The organism is Segatella copri, assembly GCF_026015465.1.
Classification (GTDB): Bacteria; Bacteroidota; Bacteroidia; order Bacteroidales; family Bacteroidaceae; genus Prevotella; species Prevotella copri_E.
The window spans coordinates 1,024,832-1,045,414 of sequence record NZ_JAPDUQ010000001.1 but is presented as its reverse complement, the minus strand read 5'-3'; the positions used below and the strand labels follow the sequence as shown (position 1 = coordinate 1,045,414).

Genomic DNA, 20,583 nt, shown 5'->3' with positions numbered 1-20,583 from the left:
TGCGTGGGGCTTTCAGCGTTGCTCGTTTCGACTAATAGGGCAATGCGAAGGCCTCAACACGTGGAACGGGCGACTGATAGGCTTCACGCTTTTTTTATATGTAAGTCTTTAACTAAAAATCGGCCAATAGAAGCCTGTGGTTGCTTGTGATAATTATGATAAGTATTCTAAAATCTAAGAACAAAGTTAGGAGTATTACACTCTTTTTGCTTTCATCACTACTACCGTTATCATCATTGGCAAATGATAAGAGTAGTCGAACATTAGTGTTTGAAATGTTGGATGGACAACAGGTTAACTATGTGTTGAATGAAGAACCAAGAATTTCTTTTGCTGATAATGAAGTTGTCATTACTACAAATGAGCAGATGAATGTGCGTCTTTTATTTTCAAATATCCGAAAATATTATTTTGCAAATACTTCAACCGGGATAGTGGGTAAATTAACCCAAAATAAGTTGTTTGTTTCTATAAATAGCGGAAAAATTATGATATCTAATGCTCCTGAAAACTCAGAAGTTCATGTGTATAAGGCTGAGGGTTATGAGGTTAATACACATCGAGTTGGAGTTGATGGTAGGGTGTCGTTCTCTCTTGATGGCTACGAAAGTGGTGTATATGTGATTAAAATAGGTTCGTTTTCTTATAAGTTTGCAAAATGATGAGACAGATATTTTATAAAGTGATAATATGTAGTTGTATGCTGATGGCTTGTTTCGTGTCAAAAGCTCAGAATGCATATTATTTTCATTTCCATGATAAAGGAATACAAGTGTTTTATACCGATATGGTAGATAGTATGACTGTATCAAAAGTTGACCTCGACGGTATAGAGCATGATGATTTTGTCACACAGCAAGTGTGGATGAATGACACGGTATTTAATTATGCACTGGCAGATATTGACAGTGTTAGTTTTGTAACGCCATCGACAATTTATCAGCCTGGGGTGGTAAAGTTGGAGGATGGGTTGGAGAATTATGTGGTATCACAAGATTCGCTAACTATCATTTTTAGGACTGATACTCCAAGTGACTTATTGCCGAGAAAAAAGGATAAATTGGTTTACTTGCGACAAACGGATTTGTTCCCAGCAGGCTTTGCGGGTGAGGTCGTCGAAGTTGTAAAAGAGAATAGTGGTTATAAGGTCGATTGCACCCTTGCGAGTTTAAGTGATATTTTTGTGAGATATTATAGTACGAGTAATGATAATGTACAAACTCGTGCGATAAATCCTATATATGGTCACGGTGAGGCAATATGGGAGGCAAAAGATTTGACTTATCCATTAACAGATGAACTTTTACCATTTATTTCAGAAGAAAGTGACGATGACGATGCCTTTAGCGTTGATAATGATGCTTCCATTAGTCTCTCACCAAAAGTTTCCCTTCGTGGAACTTTGATCGTAACCCCAGAAGAAGGTACTTATGTTTGTGTATCCAGTAATGGAACTTTCGATGTAACGAGTAATTTTTCTTTGAATGGTTCTTTAAAAGTAGATAAAGTTTGGAGGTTTACAGGGGAAAAAAGATGGCAAGCATGCATACCTAATTGTCCATTGTTAGTGGCATTTGTAGACCCTGGCGTGTTTGTGGATGCTTCGTTGTCTGCAAGTGTAGATGCAACTGTTAATCAAAAGGTATCTTCTGCTTTTCTACTCAATATGAGTACCAAGAGAAGAGAAAATTTGAGGAACCAGCCTCTTACGTTTAAAATTCAAGAGACAAATTTTGATGTTGGTGGTAGCGTAAAGGGAGAATTGAATGCTGGCGTATATACAGAAATAGGTATTGCTGTCAATGATATTGGATTTTGTAAAAATGACATTGCCAAGCTCTATGCAAGGGGCGAGGTTGGTATTCATGTGGGAGGAGATCTTGAGGTCAACAGTAAGTTTCTGAAAGAAGGTATCAAGAATACAGAGGCTTATGAGACTTTGAGAAATAGTGGCATTTGGTCAAACTTCTATTGGGGCGCAGCAATAGGTTATCAGTTAGACTTGCCTATTATTAATTTGAATTTTGGTCAAGAAATAGAATGGGAGGGTCATATAGGTGAACCTTTATTTGACAAGTGTTTGGCTCCAACAATAACAAGCCCCAATGCTTATCGTGAGCATGGTGATTTCTCTACCATTACTGCAAAGGCTGATGTGGAAGGGGATTGCTTGATGCCTGTTGAGGTTGGCTTTGGGGCATTTGATTCTAATGGAAACAAGGTAGCTTCTAAGTATTATAGCAAAAAGTTTGCGAATGAAAACTCCTCATTCTCTGATTATTCCGTAGCATTGGAAAATATGAGCACGGTAAAAGATTATGAGTTAAGTCCTGTCATCAAGCTCTTTGGGCATGAGCTGAAGGCTTATCCTTCTGTTGATGTGGAAAAGACATTGACATTAAGTACTTATGAGGCAACTGATGTGACCGAATCTTCTGCTAAGATTTCGGGCGGGCTCATTGGCTATGACAAGAATACGGAAAATCCTAAGGTGGGGCTGGTTTATGGCACGAAAGATGCTTTCATGCAAGGTCACGCTACTTATGTATCATGTGGAACAGTAAATGGAAGTCCAAGTCGTGTCTTTGAGCAAACTCTTTCTGGCTTGAAAGATGAAACGGAATACTTATATGTGGCTAAAGCAGAACTTGATGGGGAAATAGTATATGCTGATACATTGTCATTTACGACATTGAAGAAAGAAAAGGACGAAACTTCTCTTAAAGAAGGTCTTGCTCTTTTTTATGAGTCAACTGGTGGAGCAAATTGGAAGCAAAATGGAGGATGGCTGGATAATACTAAACCTTTGGATTATTGGTATGGGGTAAATATGTATAATTCGGAATTATCCCTAAAACTGAACGATAACAATTTGGTCGGTGATGCTATATTGAAGAATATTGATAATATTTACAATATAGACCTGAGTGATAATACTTTACAATCGTTTAAAATTGAAGGTGGAAGTATTGCTCCTTGGGGTGGTAGATTTACTATAGAAAACAATAAGGCAAGGGGTGGTATGAACATCTTTATGAATCATGTCAAGATTCTTCCTACTTTGGGGCTAAATTTTCATACTACAGGCTGTACAATATCTGATGCCTCCTTTAGCGATTGTACTTTTGAAGAACATGGAGATGCTATAGAATTTAACTCAGACAAAGTAAATACCATCCATGTAGAAAAATGTGCAAATTTTCCAGGTGTCAGAGGATATGACAGGATCGGAGGGAATCTTGATAAATATGAAATTTATAGAAAACTGAACGTTAATGAAATATCTTTGAAGGATAATGTGCTGTCTGAAGATTTTCAAATGCACTTGGTTAAGTGTTCCTCTCTCACAATAAGTAATTCGCAAAGCATACATGTAAATTTTGGGTCAGATTGTGAAATCGATAATGTCGTTATCGAAGATGCTCTACTTCATTCTGTAACTGTAGGGGGAGTAGAAAAAATTTGGGGAAGCGAATTATATACTGTAGGAGCAAAAATCAATAATATAGTTCTTGACACGAAGGGAAGTGATAGACAACTAAGTTTTTCTTGCGCTGATGGAGGATATTTTGGTTCTTTGACCATACGAGACTGCTCATGTTTCTCTATATCTACACCAGAACCTAAGACTATTTCTTTGGAAAAATGTTCGGTTTGGTTTGGAAGCATCTTTGAAGAGAAAGCTAAAAATGTTTATCGAGTAATTGATAGTGTAGTTGACGGTTGGCAGGTAAAGTCTTTTGAAGGTACATTGGAACAGTTACGTGAATTTGTTGAAATATTAAAAAATGAGGCTCTATGAGAAAAAATATTTTAATGTTATTATTTGTGCTTTTGCCCTCTTTCTTGTTTGGAAATGAGGTCGTGCAGAATGGTATTTCTTATTCTATAGATGAAGAAAAGAAAACTGCCGAGGCAATAGGGTATGACCAGTCGTCTTCCTATGTGACAATTCCGTCTGCAATTACTGTAGCTGGTAAGTCGTATACGGTAGTGTCTATCGGGGAAAAAGCATTTTGGAAAAATGATAAGTTACAAAGTGTGACAATAGAGGATGGAGTCTTGGATATAAAGATGGGTGCATTCTATTACTGTCGTTATTTGAGAAGTGTAAAACTCCCAGCAACATTAAAAAGTGTTGGTTCGTATGCTTTTTGGAAGAGTCTGTCTTTGTCAAACATTTATATTCCGGCATCTTTAACCGATTTAAGTGCGAAAGCTTTCTCTGAAGGAGGTATGAGTGCCTATGAGGTTAGCCCTGATAATCCTGTGTATTCTTCTGAAGATGGCATAATGTTCAACAAGGATAAGACAGAACTGTTACATTTCCCTGCGAAGAAGCAGGTGGAGAGCTTTTCTATACCTGAAAAGGTCGAGAAAATAGGAGAGCTCGCTTTTGAGTGCAATCAGTTGAATGAAGTAATTTTTCATGACAAACTTCTTTCTATAGATGACTATGCTTTCTTTTTGTGTGAAAAGCTTGCAAAGGCAGATGTTCCAAATAGTGTGGAATTTGTTGGTGAAAGTGCATTCTCACGTTGCTATAACTTAAAGGAAGCACATCTTCCAGAAAAACTAACAGCAATATCTCCAGGCTTGTTTGAGTATGGTTATAAGTTGGAGAAAGTAAATATACCATCTACAGTGACAAGTATAGGGAAAAGTGCCTTTAGGTATTGCCGGAAAATGAATGATTTAAGGCTTCCTGACGGTTTGGTAGAAATAGGGGATGAAGCTTTTAATGGCTGGGAAATGACATCATTGGTTATTCCGAACAGTGTGACAACTATAGGACGTCAAGCATTTGCTGGCTGTACAGAACTGAAGTCTTTGGTACTTGGAAATAGTGTGTCAGAAATAGGGATGCATGCATTTTATGGTAATCGAGAGCTGAAAGAAATTGATATTCTGTCAGAAGATTATAATTATGTTTCTACTTACGGGTTCAAAAGCTGTAATGCAGTGGAGTATGTGAATCTTCCCGATACTGATTGGGCAAAAAAAGTACTTATAAACTTGGATTGTGATTGTAAAAAGAGATATTGGTCTTATGAGACCGATGGAAATGGAAAAGTTGTAAAACTTCTAGAAATAGTTACTGCTATAGATGCTCCTAATGTAACTATGGACACGAAATATAAGACGATTTATGACTTAAAAGGAAATCGTTTGAATCATGTAACGAAAGGGGTAAATATAGTTAATGGCAAAAAGGTTTTGTTGAAGTAGCAAGCTACGTTCGCACAAAAAAATAGAGAGTGTGAACTAAAAAGAAAATGGTCAGGCGTTGTCTGACCGTTTTCTTTTTAGAATTGGGATTTGGGGATATGCTGTATTTGTGTGTAGTGAAATGTGAGTCGTGACTTGTTTCAAAACTTTCATAAGGATAGTGAGTTCTAAATCAGGATATCAAAGAAAGTTCGTTTTTTCGTTTAAAAAGTTGCAGATAAAAATTGTATTTCCAAAAGAAAGTAGTATCTTTGCATCATCGTTTAATATAAAACACAAATATTATGGGTACAGCAGAAACTCAACAGGCATTGGCTTTTGCAGCGATGTGTGTCGATCTTACTGCAAAGGCAGAAGGATGCAGTAGATAGGAAATGTACTTGCGGATGAAAAAGGTTGGACTGATACATAGTCTTACCACAAGGCTTGATGCCCTTCATACACAGAGTAAAGATTATGTTGTAGCAGCTTTACAAACTGCCCTTCGTCGTCTGGAAACAGCAAATAATTAATACTATGCGTACGGTTTTTCATGGTACAACTCGAATAGTGGAATTGCCGATGATAATATCTGCGGAGCCGTTAAATGATTTAGCAAGAAAGGAGGTAAAGTCATGTTAAGAGATTCACAGCTTTGGATGAAGATAGGCAGAATATGCACTTTGTTGGCAATTTGTATATTGTTGATGATGTGGTCATGGAATTGCAATCTGCAGATGGAATCTACTGAATTTATAAGTAGAAATCTTCTAGCTTGGATTTGTCACTAGGCTCAGAAGAGCAGCTGAACCTAGTGACAAACTTCGAGAAACTATGGCTGTATCTACATATCCATCGTATAGTTGTGGAGATATTCCCAAGCATCGTTTAATTCACGCAAAGACGTTGCCATCTCCTCCAACTTAATATAGTTAGGACGTTTAGAGAACAAACAAGTCGTCCATTGTTACTACCGACTGAACATCCCAGGCATAAGGATTGTCGGATAATCCCATGGTCGTAATCATTGTAAGATGCACGGCTTTTTCGGTGCCAGTTTCTTGGATGAAACGCTCTCGCTTGTTTTGTAAACTCGCATCTATCGTATTAGTTATCTGAAATGGAGCCTTGGAGTATTTGATTTCACAGAGATTGATGACATCATCGCTCCTGTCTATCAGCAAGTCAATCTGTGCTCCCGGCTTATCCTTGCTCCCAGCTACACTCCAAGAATAAACCGTGGTGATAACTCCTTGAATGCCTAGCTTTGTCTTGATTTGCTCCACATGCTGTAGGCATACTCGTTCAAAAGCCAAACCGCACCACGTGTTGTACTCGGGTTTGCCGGTAATCTTGGTCCAATATTGTGCGTCATTGATATAGCTGTCCTTGATAAACTTATAATAAAACAAGGTGTAATTGTCCATTAACTGGAACAAGGCATTCTTAGCTTTCATTCCGATGCAATTATATTTTCGGATAAATCCGCAGTATTCCAAGTTCTCTAAGTATTCCGTCAACTTGCCATTGTCGGTCAACTTGGTTGCTTGTAAGATTTCTGTTCTGGTCATTCCGACTTTCTTGGTTGCCAAAGCATCTACTATCGAGAGATAAGGCTTAGGCTGTTTGAACAAAGAGTCGTATAAGTCATCAAACTCGTGACGAAGATTGCCATCTTCTGAGAAAAATAACTGGTTGATGTTCTGTGCCAGACTCATTCCCGGTTTCAGTTGAGACCAATAAAACGGAACACCTCCCATGATCATATAGCCTTCCAAAACCTGTCGGCGATTAAAGCGCAGTCCCATTTCTTCGGAATAGAGTTCGCATTCCCTTAAGCAAAACGGTTTCAGATGAATACGGACAGACACTCGGTTGTGCAATCCACCATGATTTTTAATCACCTTATTGATAATCCATGAGGTAGCACTGCCGCAAACGATGAGGAGAATATCCTTGCGGGCGGAAGCCCATCCATTCCAGAAATGTTCCAAAGCCGAAAGAAAATTGGAGCGTGGAGAATCCATCCATGGCATCTCGTCGATGAACACTACTTTCTTGGGGATAGTAGATTGTGCCAACAGTTGCTCCAACCTGTCAAAAGCATCATACCAATCTTTTAACTTCGACTGTTTCTGTTTGCTATATGATGTGAGTGAACGGTTGAACTCTGCCAATTGTATGCAATTGGTCTCATTTGCCAATCCTGTATGATAAAAGGCAAAGTCATTGTTGAAGGCCTCCCTTACCAGGAAAGTCTTTCCCACTCGTCTGCGCCCATATATGGCAACAAACTTCGACTCATCAGCAATCAATGCTTGATGAAGTGTCTTCAGTTCTTCTTTTCTACCTATTAACATAGTTCAAATAGTTATATTTCTGGGGCAAATATACGAAAAAATAGTGAGATAACGTGCGGAATCTATCTTTTTTTAAGTACATTCCGCACGTTTAAAGCGTTTTTTTAACGTTTGTTGCTATAAAAAGTAAAGAAAAGAGTATGTAGAATAGCCCAAAAATGATGCGATATCTAAGAAAATGTGCTTTAAACGTGCGGAATGTGTCTTTTTTAAGTACATTCCGCACGTTTAAAGTATATCATCCTCGCCATCACGCCTAACGGACAGTTCATGCTTGTGGCGTGTCGTGACATTCATGTGATTCAAGTTTTCAAAATCAATAAGAAAACTGGAATGATGGTTGATGCGAAGCAGGATATGTTCTGATTAGCCTATCACATTGCATAGTCGGTTGATGGCTGCATCAAAAGAGGTGAGCTCTTTGGCTCGCTTTCTGATGGCTGCCTTGTAATTATAGATGGTTTGGGTAGAATAGAACAGGAGGGTGGCCAGTTCCTGACCATCCGTAATTCCCAGTCGCATCAGTGCATAGATACGCAGTTCCTTGGTGAGACTGTTAGGGGCAGGGAGAACTATCTGTTTTTCTGGCAACAGCAGTTGGTTGAATTCTTCCACGAAATTCGGATATAAGTCAATGAATGCCTTGTCGAAGCGAATATAGAAGTTGGCTGCCTCTTCTTCTGCCAGCTTGTAGCTGTTGATGGCAGTCAGAAGATCGGCAGTTTGTTTTGCCTTGATTTTGCGGCTTACCAATTTGCGATAATCATCCAGCTTCTTGATATATACGGCACTGATGTCCATAAATAAATGCATATAGGTCTCTCTTCGCTTATTGGTGTTGAGCAGCTTCTGGTTCAGTTCGTCCAAGAGTGTATTTTGGCTTTTTATCTCCCTACGGCTCTTGGCCAGACGCTTGTTCATCTTGAATGCAAAGAAAGCCATGGCAAGGAATCCTAGCGACAGGATGCTCACGATGACGAGGGATGCTGTTACGATGCGGTTCTTGCGTACTTCTGCCTGATGGTTTGTTTCTGTGATAAGGGGAAGTATGCGGGAAATCTCAACCATACGGAGACGGTTGTTGTAGAATTGGGCATCCTCCATGGAGCAATAGATGTATTTGGAAGCCCTCTTTGCATAGGAGGCATCCTTATTATATAGATAGGTGGAAAACTCCTGAAGGGCCAGATTCTCCTTCAGGGGACATATCTGGTCTGAGATGGCTGCTTCTACAATATACTTTTCGTATAAATCCTTTTGGTCGGTATCATAATAATAGCGGGCTATGCAATAAGCCGATGAGGCATACACACGGCTGTTCAGGGGACAGGCAGAAAGCGCCTTCATGTAGAACTGAAGTGTTTTTTTGCTTGTACGCTGCTTAAGATATTCAACCTCTCCTGACAGATAGTAATAAAGAGCGGATTCCTTGTTGCCGATATGCTCAAGAGTCTTGCCTAAATAAAAACGTTTCTTGGCTGCCAATCCTTCTTGAAACTCCGACTTGTTGCAGAAATTTTCCCAGTAGTTATATACCCAAGTCAAGGTATAATAATAGTATTGCAATAACTTAGGTGACATTTTCTCCACATCCATTGCTAGCATTAAGTCTTCTGCCTGGCTGTAGAAACCGCCTGTTGACAGCACTGCCGCACGATTGATTTTATTCAGGTTGATGAAATAATCATCCTGAAGTTGTACTGCCAGCTGGTAGCCCTTCTTGGCGTATGTCATGGCAGAGTCGTAACGGTAGGTATAATACTCTCTGTAGATCTGGTTATAGAGCCTAAGCTGGTTGTGCTTGTCGGAAGTCATGTATAGTTGCTTTTTGAGTCTTAGCAGTTTCGCTTCTTTTCTTTGGGTAAACTTGCTTCGCTGAGCGATGTAACTGTCTAAACGATGGAACAGCTGTTCCTCGTTTACGGAAGAAGCATTTGCCATTAATGGCATAAACATCATTAAGAACCACAATACTACTTTCATAACTATCTTTTTAATTGTTATTGTTACTATCTGATAGACTATTAGAGTGCCTTATAATTGTATTTTTCTGCAAAGATACTACATTTATTCCTCTTTTTACCATCTACTCTATTAAAAAGTATTAATATCTTTGATAGCTTGATTATTAGAAGGTTATAGACTTAATAAACCTAATATTTATCTACTCATAACCTACATATGATGCCAATGTCTGAAAAATCTCCTTAACTTTGCAACCGCAATCGAATCGCATTCGGTGGCAAGTGAAATCATGTAAAACTAAGAATAAACAACTGTAAGATTATGAACTTAAGAATCCGTACATTTTCTATGGCTTTGGTAGCGATGTCTGCTGCAAGCCAAGTGTATGCACTTCCTTCTGACGAATCTGAAAACAAGGAGAAAAAGGAAGAGCGTAATGTGATGCTCAACGCATCTGATGCCAACAAGCCTCGTGAAATCCAGATAGGATTGCCAAGCGAGGATGTAACCGTATATGAAAACGGTCTTCCAGCCGTTTACTCTTCTTCCGTACACAGACTGTCTGCCCATTGGCGTAGCGATGCCTCACTGAAAGGTACCGACTTGATGACTCCATCTGAGTCTGCCATTGCTACAGGTAATATTGCATACGCAGTTTCTTCTTTCAGCGAGTTGGGACAGAAAGAGTTCAAAGGCAAGCTCAACTATAAGGCAAACCATTTTGGTATGCAGAATGTAGACCTCAACCTGTCTGGTGGAATCGGTGACAATTGGCTTTATACTGCCAGTATGTATCAGAATTTCGATCCAGGTAGTTTCAAGCTTCGCTTTACTGATTATGCCGACCGTACCCAACTTTATCATTTCGGTATCACTCGTATCTTGAATGATGGAAAGGGACGTGTCTCCTTATTATATAAGTATTCCAACAGCAAAAACCCTGGCAATTTTGCCAATGCAGCCCCATTTATCTATTCTGGCGATGGCAGCATCAAGAAGATTGATGGCTTTGACCCAGGTATGGACTCATACGTGCAGCGTCAAGGTTCTTTCCAATACTTGAATACTAAGTCAGGAAAGATGGAGACATGGAATATGAGCGATGGCAGTGAGAATCATGCCAACGAGATTGCCCTCATCAGCCAGTATCAGTTTGATAATGGATGGTTGTGGAAATTCAACGCCAAGTATATGAATGCTCCACGTGCCAATTTTGTGGATTTCGGAGGAAGTACCATCTCTCAGGTGAGCGAGGCTGATGGCTATCAGCTTTCTGATGGGTCTGCCTACAGTGGCTATATAGAAGGCCGTCGCACCTGGTTGCATGTTGGTAAGGTAAGCAATGCGCTTTTGACTACCGAAATCTCCAAGCAGTTGAACAACCATAAGTTAATGATTGGTTTGAACGAGTGGTATTACCATCTCAATTACTATTCGTCTTCGTTCCAGTGGGCAGGCACCGTAGAAGCTTATCCACGCACATTGAGCCAGATGTATGTCAATCCCCTTGATCCTACGCAGACAGCTCATCGTTCTGAGACTTTCGGTTATAATGAGTTGAGTCCAGAATACACCAAGGGATCAGAGAACAAGTTGGCACTCTACTTTACCGACGAATGGAAGGTAAGTCCTAAGTTCAAGGTGTTCTATGGTGGTAGATTGGAGTACTACCGCATGTCTGCCGAGCAGATTTCTACTCCACGTTTCTCAGGATTCCACATGGGTAACTATAATACATACGCCACTGCTGCTGATGGTTCTGTTGTTGCTACCGAGCACAGCATCGAAGCAAAGAACGTAACCAAGGATAAATTGAATTATGCAGCCACCTTACAGTTGACGTATAACCTTACCCGCCAGTTTGGTTTGACTGCCGATGCTACCATCGCCACCCGTTTCCCACGCATCAGCGAGTATGCAGGAACAGGACCTACCGAGGAGCAGTATAAGCGAGTAACCATTCCATTGATTCGTGGTGGTATTTTCTACAAGAACGATTGGATTGACCTTTCTTCAATGGTGACCTACATATCAAAGTCGAACAATATCGACCAGCAGAATCTTACCAAGCCTGGCACTACAGAGGGCAAGACCGTGTTGCTCATCTATAATATCCAGACTTTGGGTTGGACAACCTCGGCAGAAATCAATCCGTTCAAGAACTTCCACATGCATGCACTCTTCACTTATCAGAAGCCGGTGTATAAGAACTATAATGCGAGCGTAACGTTCAATGACGGTCAGTCTATGGGTGTGAATGCCAACAATATGATTGTCAAGGAGATACCTCAGGTTCTTATCGAGTTGGACCCTAAGTATGATATCACCAAGAATCTGAATGCCTGGTTGAGCTTCCGTTACTTCGGTAAGACCTATGCCAACCTTCAGGAGGCACTCTATTTCAATGGTCACTGGGAGACTTTCGGCGGAATCAACTGGAATGTGAACAAGAAACTGAGCCTTGGCGTGAGTGTCATCAATATCTTCAACGAGAAGGGTGCCAAGGGTACCATTAGCGGCTCTGAACTGATTACCAAGCAGGAAGCTGGCAAATATGACGGCAAGTACATGAGTGGCAGCTATCTCCGTCCGTTCACGGTGGAATTCTCTGCAGGAATCAAATTCTAAGATAATAACGAAAGAATTATAGCGTTTAATTATAACAAAGCAATCACATAAAAACCAAAGAACGATGAAAAAGGTATTTATGATTATCGCAGCGATGTGCATGACATCTATCATGGCATCTGCTCAAAAGACCATCCGAGTGTCAACCGACAAGACCGACCTCGTGATGCAGGTTTCTCCTAAGGGTCGCCTCTACCAAGTGTATCTGGGTGACAAGTTGAAGAATCCTTCAGATTACAATCATCTGAAGTGGGATGTATATGCAGCCTCTGATGGTTCCGTCTGCCAGCGAGGTCATGAGGTTTATGCAACCTCTGGTGCTGAAGATTTCTTCGAGCCGGCAGTGGCAGTGACCCATGCCGATGGTAACATGACCACCTATTTGTATTATCAGTCTTCTGAAGAAAAGGCTATCAGTGGAGGTGTTGAGACCATCATCACTCTTAAGGACAAGGTGTATCCGCTGACCGTGAAGCTCCACTATGCAGCTTATCCTAAGGAGAACGTCATCAAGGCATGGAGCGAAATCTCTCATAAGGAGAAAGCTCCGGTTACGCTTTGGAGATATAGCTCTACAATGCTTTATTTCAAGGCAAACAAGTATTTCGTAACCAATTATCATAGCGACTGGGCTAAGGAAGGACAGCCAGAGACTTGCCAGTTGACTGCTGGTAAGAAGATTGTTGATACCAAGTTGGGTACCCGTGCAGCCATGCAGGAGGAGCCTTTCTTTGAACTGGGATTCGATGAGCCTGCCAAGGAGAATGAGGGCAAGGTGATGCTTGGAACCATCGGATGGCCTGGCAACTTCCGCTTTACCTTCGAGGTAGATAACGTGGGAGCCCTTCGTGTTATCCCTGCCATCAATCCATACGCCTCTAACTATAAACTGAAGGCTGGTGAGACGTTCACTACCCCTGAGTTTATCTTTGCCATGAGCGATAATGGTATCGGTGAGGCTTCCCGTAATTTGCACAATTGGGCTCGCCAGTATCAGGTAAACATGGGTATGGAAGATCGCCTTACGCTCTTGAACAACTGGGAGAATACCGGATTCGACTTCAACCAGCAGAGTCTTGCTGAGTTGATGAAGGATGCCAAGGACCTGGGTGTAGATATGTTCTTGCTTGATGATGGTTGGTTTGCCAACAAGTATCCTCGCAAGGACGACCATGCAGGTCTCGGCGACTGGGAGGCTACCAAGAGCAAGCTGCCTGATGGAATACCAGGATTGGTTAGAGATGCCAAAAAGGCTGGTGTAAAGTTTGGTATTTGGATTGAGCCTGAGATGGTGAATCCTAAGAGTGAACTCTTTGAGAAGCATCCCGACTGGGTGATTATGCAGCCAAAGCGTGATACCTATTATTACCGCAACCAGCTGGTACTTGATATCAGTAATCCTAAGGTACAGGATTATGTGTTCGGTATCGTGGATCGTATCATGACGGAGAATCCGGATGTGGCTTACTTCAAGTGGGACTGCAACAGTGTGATAACCAATATCTATTCTCCATATCATAAGGAGAATCAGGGTAATTTCTATATCGATCATGTCCGTGGTATCTACAAGGTGCTTACCCGTATTCATAACAAGTATCCTAAGTTGCCGATGATGCTTTGCTCTGGTGGTGGTGGCAGAATGGATTACGAGATGCTTAAGTATTTCACTGAATTCTGGTGTTCAGACGATACGGATCCATACGAGCGCCTCTACATCCAGTGGAGCCTGTCGAAGTTCTTCCCAGCCAAGACCATGGGCTCGCATGTAACCAATTGGAACAAGAATACCAGTGTGAAGTTCCGCACCGATGTTTGCAGTTCATGTAAGTTGGGCTTTGATATCGACCTCAAGTCACTTTCAGGTGATGACTACAAGTTTGTGCAGAATGCTGTCAAGAACTACGATAGCATGAAGCCTATGATTCTCGAGGGCGACCAGTATCGCCTGGTTTCTCCTTACGAAGGCAACCATTGTGCCATTAACTATGTAAGTAAGGACAAGCAGCGTGCCGTTCTCTTTGCATACGACTTGCATCCACGCTACAAGGAGCCTGTGATGAATGTGAAGATGCAGGGATTGGATGCCGATAAGGTTTATACCGTAAAGGAGACCAATCTGATGCCTGGCAAGGAATCTGATTTGGAGTGCAATGGCAAGCAGTACAGCGGTGACTATCTGATGAAAGTCGGCTTGAATGTATTCAGCCAGACCGATGGAACCAGCCATGTATTGGTATTAGAATAACGTATCAACTATTCATAATAAAAACGAAAAGCAGCAAAGTCTATAATAGGCTTGCTGCTTTTTTTTAGGTATCTGTATCTTTTTTCCCTAATGATTTTACTTGTTTAGCGGTCTTGCCACAAACTCAGTATGAAGGGTCTCCATCGGATGCTCCTTCAGATTGATGAGGATGTTTGGCGTATTGCCGTTGGCGATGATTACCTTGATGCCGGCATTGGCTACATCGTGGGCGGTCTTTACTTTAGAAGTCATACCGCCTCTGCCGTGACGGCTCTTGCTGGCAAGGATGTACTCACTGATGTCACGGTCGTAATAAACCGATGGGATGATGCGGGTGGTAGGCTCGCTTGGGTCACCATTGTAGATGCCATCCACATTACTTAATAGAATCAATGTGTCGGCATTCATCATCTTGGCAATCAAGCCAGACAACTCATCGTTATCCGTAAACATCAGCTCGGTGATGCACACGGTATCGTTCTCGTTGACGATAGGGAGTACGTTGTTTTCCAGCATCACCTGCATGCAGGCCTCCTGGTTCTTATACTGCTCTTCGGCACCGAAATTCTCCTTCATGGTCAATACCTGACCTATTTTTATTTTATATTCACGGAAAAGGTTGTAATAGAGACCTACGAGTTTCACCTGTCCGATGGCAGAGAACAGCTGGCGTTGCTCCACGCTGTCCAAATGATGGTCAACATGCAGTTCGGCTCTTCCGGCAGCCACGGCTCCAGAAGAAACCAGAATCACCTCATAGTCGTGCTTTCTGAGCCAGACAATCTGATCAACAATCGCCGACATTCTCGTTACATCCAGTTTTCCGTCTTCTCGGGTCAGCACGTTGCTGCCCACCTTTACTACGATTCTTTTTCCCATTTTATGCCGATATTTATTTGGAGCAAGGAATCTGTTGTTTAAAATTCCTTGCCCCTTCAATCATTATTTCTTTTTATTGTCTTTTTCTCGAATCTCTACTCTTCGAATCTTGCCGGAGATGGTCTTTGGCAGTTCATCTACGAATTCGATGATGCGAGGATATTTATAAGGGGCAGTCTCGTGCTTCACATGATCCTGCAACTTCTTGATGAGGTCTGGACCTGCCATACTCTTGTATTCATCCTTCAGTACGACGGTAGCCTTGACAACCATGCCGCGGATTGGGTCTGGCACACCGGTGATGGCGCACTCTACTACGGCAGGGTGAGTCATCAGGGCATTCTCTACCTCGAAAGGACCGATGCGGTAACCCGAACTCTTGATCACGTCGTCGATTCTTCCCTCAAACCAGAAGTAGCCTTCCTCATCACGCCAGGCCATATCGCCCGTGTGATAGTAACCATCATGCCAAACCGATTGGGTCTGCTTTTCATCGCGATAGTAATATTTGAAGAGACCGATAGGCTTGTCATCGCCGATGCGGATGCAAATCTCACCCTTTTCACCATCCTCGCATTCAGTCATGTCTGGGCGGAGGATGTGAACATCATATTGTGGATTTGGCTTGCCCATGCTGCCTGGCTTTGGCTTGATCCAAGGGAAGGTTCCCAATGTCATGGTGGTCTCGGTCTGTCCGAAACCCTCGTAAATCTGAACGCCCGTCAGCTTCTGGAAGGTTTCTGCCACAGATGGGTTCATAGCTTCGCCCGCTGTGGTGCAGTATTCAAGACTGCTGAGGTCATACTTAGAGAAATCCTCCTGAATCATGAAGCGATAGATGGTAGGAGGGGCACAGAAAGAGGTGATGTGATACTTCTCAATCTGTCGCATAATCTTATCTGCCGTAAACTTCTCGTGGTCGAAAACGAAGACGGTTGCTCCGGCAAACCATTGTCCGTAGAGCTTGCCCCATACAGCCTTGCCCCAACCGGTATCGGCTACGGTGAGATGGATGGAGTTCTCGTGTAGATTGTGCCAATATACACCTGTGGTCAGATGGCCGAGGGCATAGAGGTAATCGTGTGCCACCATCTTTGGCTCGCCTGTGGTTCCCGATGTGAAGTACATCAGCAGGGTATCTTCGTTAGAGTTTACATGTTCAGGGCGAACGAAAGGAGCGCATTCGTTCCATTCCTTCATCCAGTCGTGGAAACCTTCCGGAATATCCGGACCGATACTAATCAAAGTCTTTACAGAAGGACTCTCTGGCATTGCCTCTTTAATTTGCTCCACCACGTAATCATCGCCGCAGCAGATGATGGCCTTCACGCTTGCCGCATTGTTGCGGTAAACGATGTCGTGCTTGGTAAGCATGTGGGTGGCAGGGATGGCTACGGCGCCCAACTTGTGGAGACCGAGCATGGCAAGCCACCACTGATAGTGACGCTTCAGAATGAGCATCACCTTATCATCGTGACCGATACCGAGACTCTGGAAGTAAACGGCAGCCTTATCGCTCTGCTCCTTCAAGTCCTTGTATGTAAAACGGATTTCTTCACCTCGTTCGCTTGCCCAAAGCAGCGCCACGTGGTCTGGTTTGATCTTTGCCCATTCGTCCATCACGTCGTAGGCAAAGTTGAAATCTTCTGGTATGATAAACTCCAGATGCTCCTTGAAGTCTTGTTCTGAAGTGAATTTTGTCTGTTTAAGAAATCTCTCAATCATAGTTACTCTTCTAAATAATGATATAAGGAAACTTAAATGATGATGCAAAGGAACTTGGCTGGCTCATTGTTGAGTGAGCGGAAGCAATGCGATTTTCTACTGTCAAAGTAGATGCTGTCGCCCGGGTTCAGCACCATCACTTTCTCTTCGATGGTAACTTCGAGCTGTCCCTCTATCACATAATCATATTCCTGTCCATCGTGTCCGTTTTTGTTTGGCTTCTTGTCGCCTGGCAACGGATCCACCTGTACCATGAACGGATTTACCTTTCTGTCCTTGAACCCTACGGCAAGGCTCTGGTATTTATACTGGTTGTTGCGGTCTATCTCCGGTCCCTGTCCCTTGCGGGTTACGTAATATCCCTTCATGCGAGGTTCTTCGCCGAAGAGCAATACGTCGAGATCGATGCCGTATCGCTTGGAAATCTTTGAAAGTCGATACACAGAAGGATCTGCTTCTCCTGATTCAATCTTGAGATAATGGTCAAGACTGATTTCGCAAAGTTCAGCCACCTCCTCTGCTGGAATGTTGAGAACCTCGCGTAGACCTTTCAGTCTTTCACCGATTTGCTTAATTGCTTCATCCATAAAAATCTCTTTTTTATTGTTTGTCTAATTTGTCAAACTGCTACGAAAAGTAGAAGTTGACATGTTGGCGCAAAGGTACGAAAAATATTCTGAATCTCACACATTCATGCCATTTTTTTCTAATATAGAAATACAATAAAAAGAAAATGCCGCACAAATAATTAAATTTGTGCAGCATCCCCTTCGGTTTCTTCCCAGATTTTCATCAGAGAGAAGTCTTCTTGTTTCGTCATTTTTTAAGAGAAGTCTTTTATCTTTTTCCTGCCAGCAAACCATTAATCACTGCACTGGTGAAACCGCCCTGTTCCATGGTGTTCAAGCCCTTGATGGTACAGCCGCCTGGAGTGGTAACCTTGTCAATGGCAGCCTCTGGATGCTCGCCTGTAGCTTGGAGAAGCTCTACGGCTCCCTTTACGGTCTGGAGCACAATCTTCTGGGCATCCTTTGCCTTGAATCCCATTTCTACGCCGCCTTCCACATTGGCTCTTACATAGCGCATGGCGTAAGCGATGGCACACGACATGGCTGTGGCAGCAGGGAAGAGACGTTCTTCCATGATGAGGCTTTCGCCCAATTCATCGAAGATTTCTGTAATCTGCTGGATTTCTGTAGCAGATGCATCTACAGGAGTGATGAAGGTCATCGACTGCTTGTAGGCGATGGCGATGTTTGGCATCACGAGGAAGAAGGTTGGGGTGATGCCATCCTTGTCTAACCACTCCTTGATGTTGGCTGATGGCACACCGGCTGCTACCACGACGAGTTTCTGACTCTTGTAGTTGAGTGCATCCTTGATTCCCTTTAATGTCTTCTCCACGCACCAAGGTTTTACTACTACGCAAATGATGTCTGCGCCGTGGCAAGCCAACTGGTTGTCGAGGGTTACGCAGGCTCCTTCGCTTGCGAAGTGATCCAATACTGGTTGGTTATGGTCAGATACCGTAATATCTGATGGAGTGAACTTCTCGCTCTGCAAGAGTCCTTCAGCCATGGCACCGCCCATAGCACCTGCTCCGATAATTGTTATTTTCATTGTCGTCTTATAGTTAAAATGCAATTACGGTGCAAAGATACTACTTTTATCAGAAAAAAGAGCATTTTGTAGACGATTTTTTAAGAAAGTACGCTTGTTTACTGACGATTTTTTAAGAAATTCGCTAGTTTACTCCCATTCTGGAAGTATCCACGTCCTTGGTTCTCTTCTCCTTGTACTTACCTATCTTATAGATGATGGAGATGAAACTATGTAAAATGATATTCTAGAAATAGACAATCAAGAAGAAACACCTATATAATGGGGAAAGAAGAGATTGAAAATTTTCCCTTAAGAGATATTTTCGCTATATCTTAATCTGTAAAGTTATATCACGGCTCGGTTGTTCTGGCAATGCGCCTGAAGGAGTTCCTTCGGCATGAGCGTAGGCCAAGGGATGGAAAATTTCTGAGTTATGCGACAAATTGCTTGCGAAATGTAGGAAAATAAGTGAAAATACCATGAATATATTAAGGAGATGGTGTCGCATCGTAACCTTTTTGATGGGTTTTCTGTCTAATATCTAGACAGCAGTGTCAAGTATTTAGACAGGTCCTTTTATGGACTTTCTTTCTATATATTCTGATAATCAGTCGTTTATGTTTTTGGCATAGCCGTTGCCTTGCTATTTTGCAACAAATAAGAATAGTAACAACATAAAGAATAGTAAGAAAATGAAAAGACTTGCGTTAGTAGCATCCTTCTGTGGCATTACTATAACACAGATGATGGCACAGAACATCAACGGCGAACAGATTTCCGACACGACCCTATTTGATAAGTTCTCCAAAGAACTTGGCGAAGTGGTGGTGAAAGCTCATCTTCCTCAATATAAGAAGACACACGAAGGACTGCTGACCAACGTGGCAGGAACCGTGCTTAGCAAGATGGGTACGGCAGAAGATGTATTGAAGCATGTGCCGAGTATCGTGAAGAAGAAAGATGGATATGAGGTGGTCGGCAAGGGTACACCTATTATATATATCAACGGCAGGAAGATGCAAGACATCAGTGAGTTGGATAACATCAAATCTTCCGACATCAAGAGTGTGGAAGTCATCCAGAATCCAGGAGCGACCTACGATGCTTCGGTAAATGCGGTAATCAAAATCAAGACCATCAAGAAGAAAGGCGAAGGTTTCGGCTTTGATACTCGCTCTGTGTATTGGTACAATAAGCACGACAATACCATCCAACAGGTTAACATGAACTATCGTCATAATGGACTGAATCTCTTTGCCACTTATAAGTTCTCTGATGCAACATGGATGCAAAAGGCCACCTACAATCAGACTGTACATGTAGATACGCTTTGGCAACAGCATAACAACAACGAAGTAACAGGTCGTATAGAATCGCACCGTCTTATCAGTGGTTTTAGCTATGATTTCAATGCTAATCATTCCATTGGTGCGAGATACACCTTGACCTCGCCAGGCTATTCTCGCTCAAAAGATTTTTTCGATAGTCAGGTAACTGCCGACGGTAAGTTTTACGACTATATCAAAACCGATGGTCTGACGGTCGACAAGAACAACCCTAGCCATCAATTGAATGCCTACTACAACGGCATTTGGGGCAAGACCACTATTGACCTGAATACCGACCTCTATTTCAGTACAAACAGGGCTTATGCCTATAGCGATGAACAGAGCCAGGAGCACGATTCTCGTAACATCAACTCCAAGAATCGTGTGAGCAATAAGATGGTAGCCACCAAACTCGTAATTAAAAGGCAACGACCTGCTTTATAAATGTTGGGATGCCGACTTGCTCTATAACCAAAAGATGGAACTCCTGCAAGTATCTAAGCGAGGTACGAGAGACCTGCAATTCACCCTTCGCTATAAGTTCAATACCACACGTAGCAAGTACAAGGGAACTGGTGCCGGTAATGCAGAGCTGAATCGACTATAAATATTTTTTATTACTTTTATTCGAAAGTAGAGACAT

At 42.2% G+C, this 20,583-nt stretch carries 14 protein-coding genes and 1 pseudogene; 9 read left to right on the top strand and 6 right to left on the bottom strand.

The window, feature by feature from the left end; genetic code table 11:
• Positions 1–155 precede the first annotated feature (155 nt).
• The 4 genes from ONT08_RS04450 (at position 156) to ONT08_RS16415 (ending at position 5,741) form a co-directional block, all read left to right on the top strand.
• Positions 156–662, top strand: coding sequence for a hypothetical protein (locus ONT08_RS04450; protein WP_264959336.1), 507 nt, complete (start codon positions 156–158; stop codon positions 660–662).
• Positions 659–3,802, top strand: a complete 3,144-nt coding sequence (locus ONT08_RS04445) for a hypothetical protein (protein WP_264959335.1) — start codon at positions 659–661, stop codon at positions 3,800–3,802. The genes ONT08_RS04450 and ONT08_RS04445 overlap by 4 nt, the downstream gene beginning before the upstream one ends.
• Positions 3,799–5,229 (top strand): leucine-rich repeat domain-containing protein, encoded by a 1,431-nt coding sequence (locus ONT08_RS04440; protein ID WP_264959334.1) that lies wholly within the window; start codon positions 3,799–3,801, stop codon positions 5,227–5,229. The genes ONT08_RS04445 and ONT08_RS04440 overlap by 4 nt, the downstream gene beginning before the upstream one ends.
• Before the next feature lie 374 nt (positions 5,230–5,603).
• Positions 5,604–5,741, top strand: coding sequence for a DUF3791 domain-containing protein (locus ONT08_RS16415; RefSeq protein WP_287618175.1), 138 nt, complete (start codon positions 5,604–5,606; stop codon positions 5,739–5,741).
• A gap of 408 nt (positions 5,742–6,149) precedes the next feature.
• Here ONT08_RS16415 and ONT08_RS04435 read toward each other — a convergent pair whose 3' ends face one another.
• On the bottom strand, positions 6,150–7,568 hold the full coding sequence (locus ONT08_RS04435; RefSeq protein WP_254972721.1) for an AAA family ATPase: 1,419 nt from the start codon (positions 7,566–7,568) through the stop codon (positions 6,150–6,152).
• 237 nt (positions 7,569–7,805) lie between these two features.
• Between ONT08_RS04435 and ONT08_RS04430 the strand changes: the two genes are divergently transcribed.
• Entirely contained in the window at positions 7,806–7,934 is a 129-nt protein-coding gene (locus tag ONT08_RS04430; protein WP_367398949.1) for a beta-propeller fold lactonase family protein, read from the top strand.
• On the opposite strand, the gene ONT08_RS04425 is transcribed toward ONT08_RS04430, so the two are convergent.
• On the bottom strand, positions 7,935–9,551 hold the full coding sequence (locus ONT08_RS04425) for a DUF6377 domain-containing protein (protein WP_118200513.1): 1,617 nt from the start codon (positions 9,549–9,551) through the stop codon (positions 7,935–7,937).
• Between the two features lie 330 nt (positions 9,552–9,881).
• On the opposite strand from ONT08_RS04425, the gene ONT08_RS04420 reads away from it, so the two are divergent.
• Both ONT08_RS04420 and ONT08_RS04415 read left to right on the top strand, forming a co-directional pair.
• A complete protein-coding gene (locus tag ONT08_RS04420) occupies positions 9,882–12,161 on the top strand; it encodes a TonB-dependent receptor (RefSeq protein WP_264959565.1) in 2,280 nt (759 codons plus the stop codon).
• A gap of 64 nt (positions 12,162–12,225) precedes the next feature.
• Positions 12,226–14,406 (top strand): alpha-galactosidase, encoded by a 2,181-nt coding sequence (locus ONT08_RS04415; RefSeq protein ID WP_153137792.1) that lies wholly within the window; start codon positions 12,226–12,228, stop codon positions 14,404–14,406.
• A 108-nt stretch (positions 14,407–14,514) separates the two neighbouring features.
• Here the strand turns inward: ONT08_RS04415 and proB are convergent.
• The 4 genes and pseudogenes from proB to ONT08_RS04395 form a co-directional block, all read right to left on the bottom strand.
• Positions 14,515–15,285 (bottom strand): annotated as a pseudogene (proB, locus tag ONT08_RS04410) (glutamate 5-kinase); the annotation flags it as partial.
• A gap of 63 nt (positions 15,286–15,348) precedes the next feature.
• Positions 15,349–17,010 carry an AMP-binding protein gene (locus ONT08_RS04405; RefSeq protein WP_264959333.1) on the bottom strand — a complete coding sequence of 554 codons (1,662 nt, stop codon included), beginning with the start codon at positions 17,008–17,010 and terminating at the stop codon, positions 15,349–15,351.
• Between the two features lie 32 nt (positions 17,011–17,042).
• On the bottom strand, positions 17,043–17,597 hold the full coding sequence (locus tag ONT08_RS04400; protein WP_117587364.1) for a helix-turn-helix domain-containing protein: 555 nt from the start codon (positions 17,595–17,597) through the stop codon (positions 17,043–17,045).
• 250 nt (positions 17,598–17,847) lie between these two features.
• The gene (locus ONT08_RS04395) at positions 17,848–18,630 is read right to left on the bottom strand and encodes a pyrroline-5-carboxylate reductase family protein (protein ID WP_264959332.1); all 783 of its coding nucleotides are present in this window, start codon (positions 18,628–18,630) and stop codon (positions 17,848–17,850) included.
• 674 nt (positions 18,631–19,304) lie between these two features.
• On the opposite strand from ONT08_RS04395, the gene ONT08_RS04390 reads away from it, so the two are divergent.
• Together ONT08_RS04390 and ONT08_RS04385 are read left to right on the top strand one after the other, a co-directional pair.
• A complete protein-coding gene (locus ONT08_RS04390) occupies positions 19,305–20,384 on the top strand; it encodes a hypothetical protein (protein ID WP_264959331.1) in 1,080 nt (359 codons plus the stop codon).
• A gap of 34 nt (positions 20,385–20,418) precedes the next feature.
• On the top strand, positions 20,419–20,547 hold the full coding sequence (locus ONT08_RS04385) for a hypothetical protein (RefSeq protein ID WP_254972699.1): 129 nt from the start codon (positions 20,419–20,421) through the stop codon (positions 20,545–20,547).
• Positions 20,548–20,583: the final 36 nt, after the last annotated feature.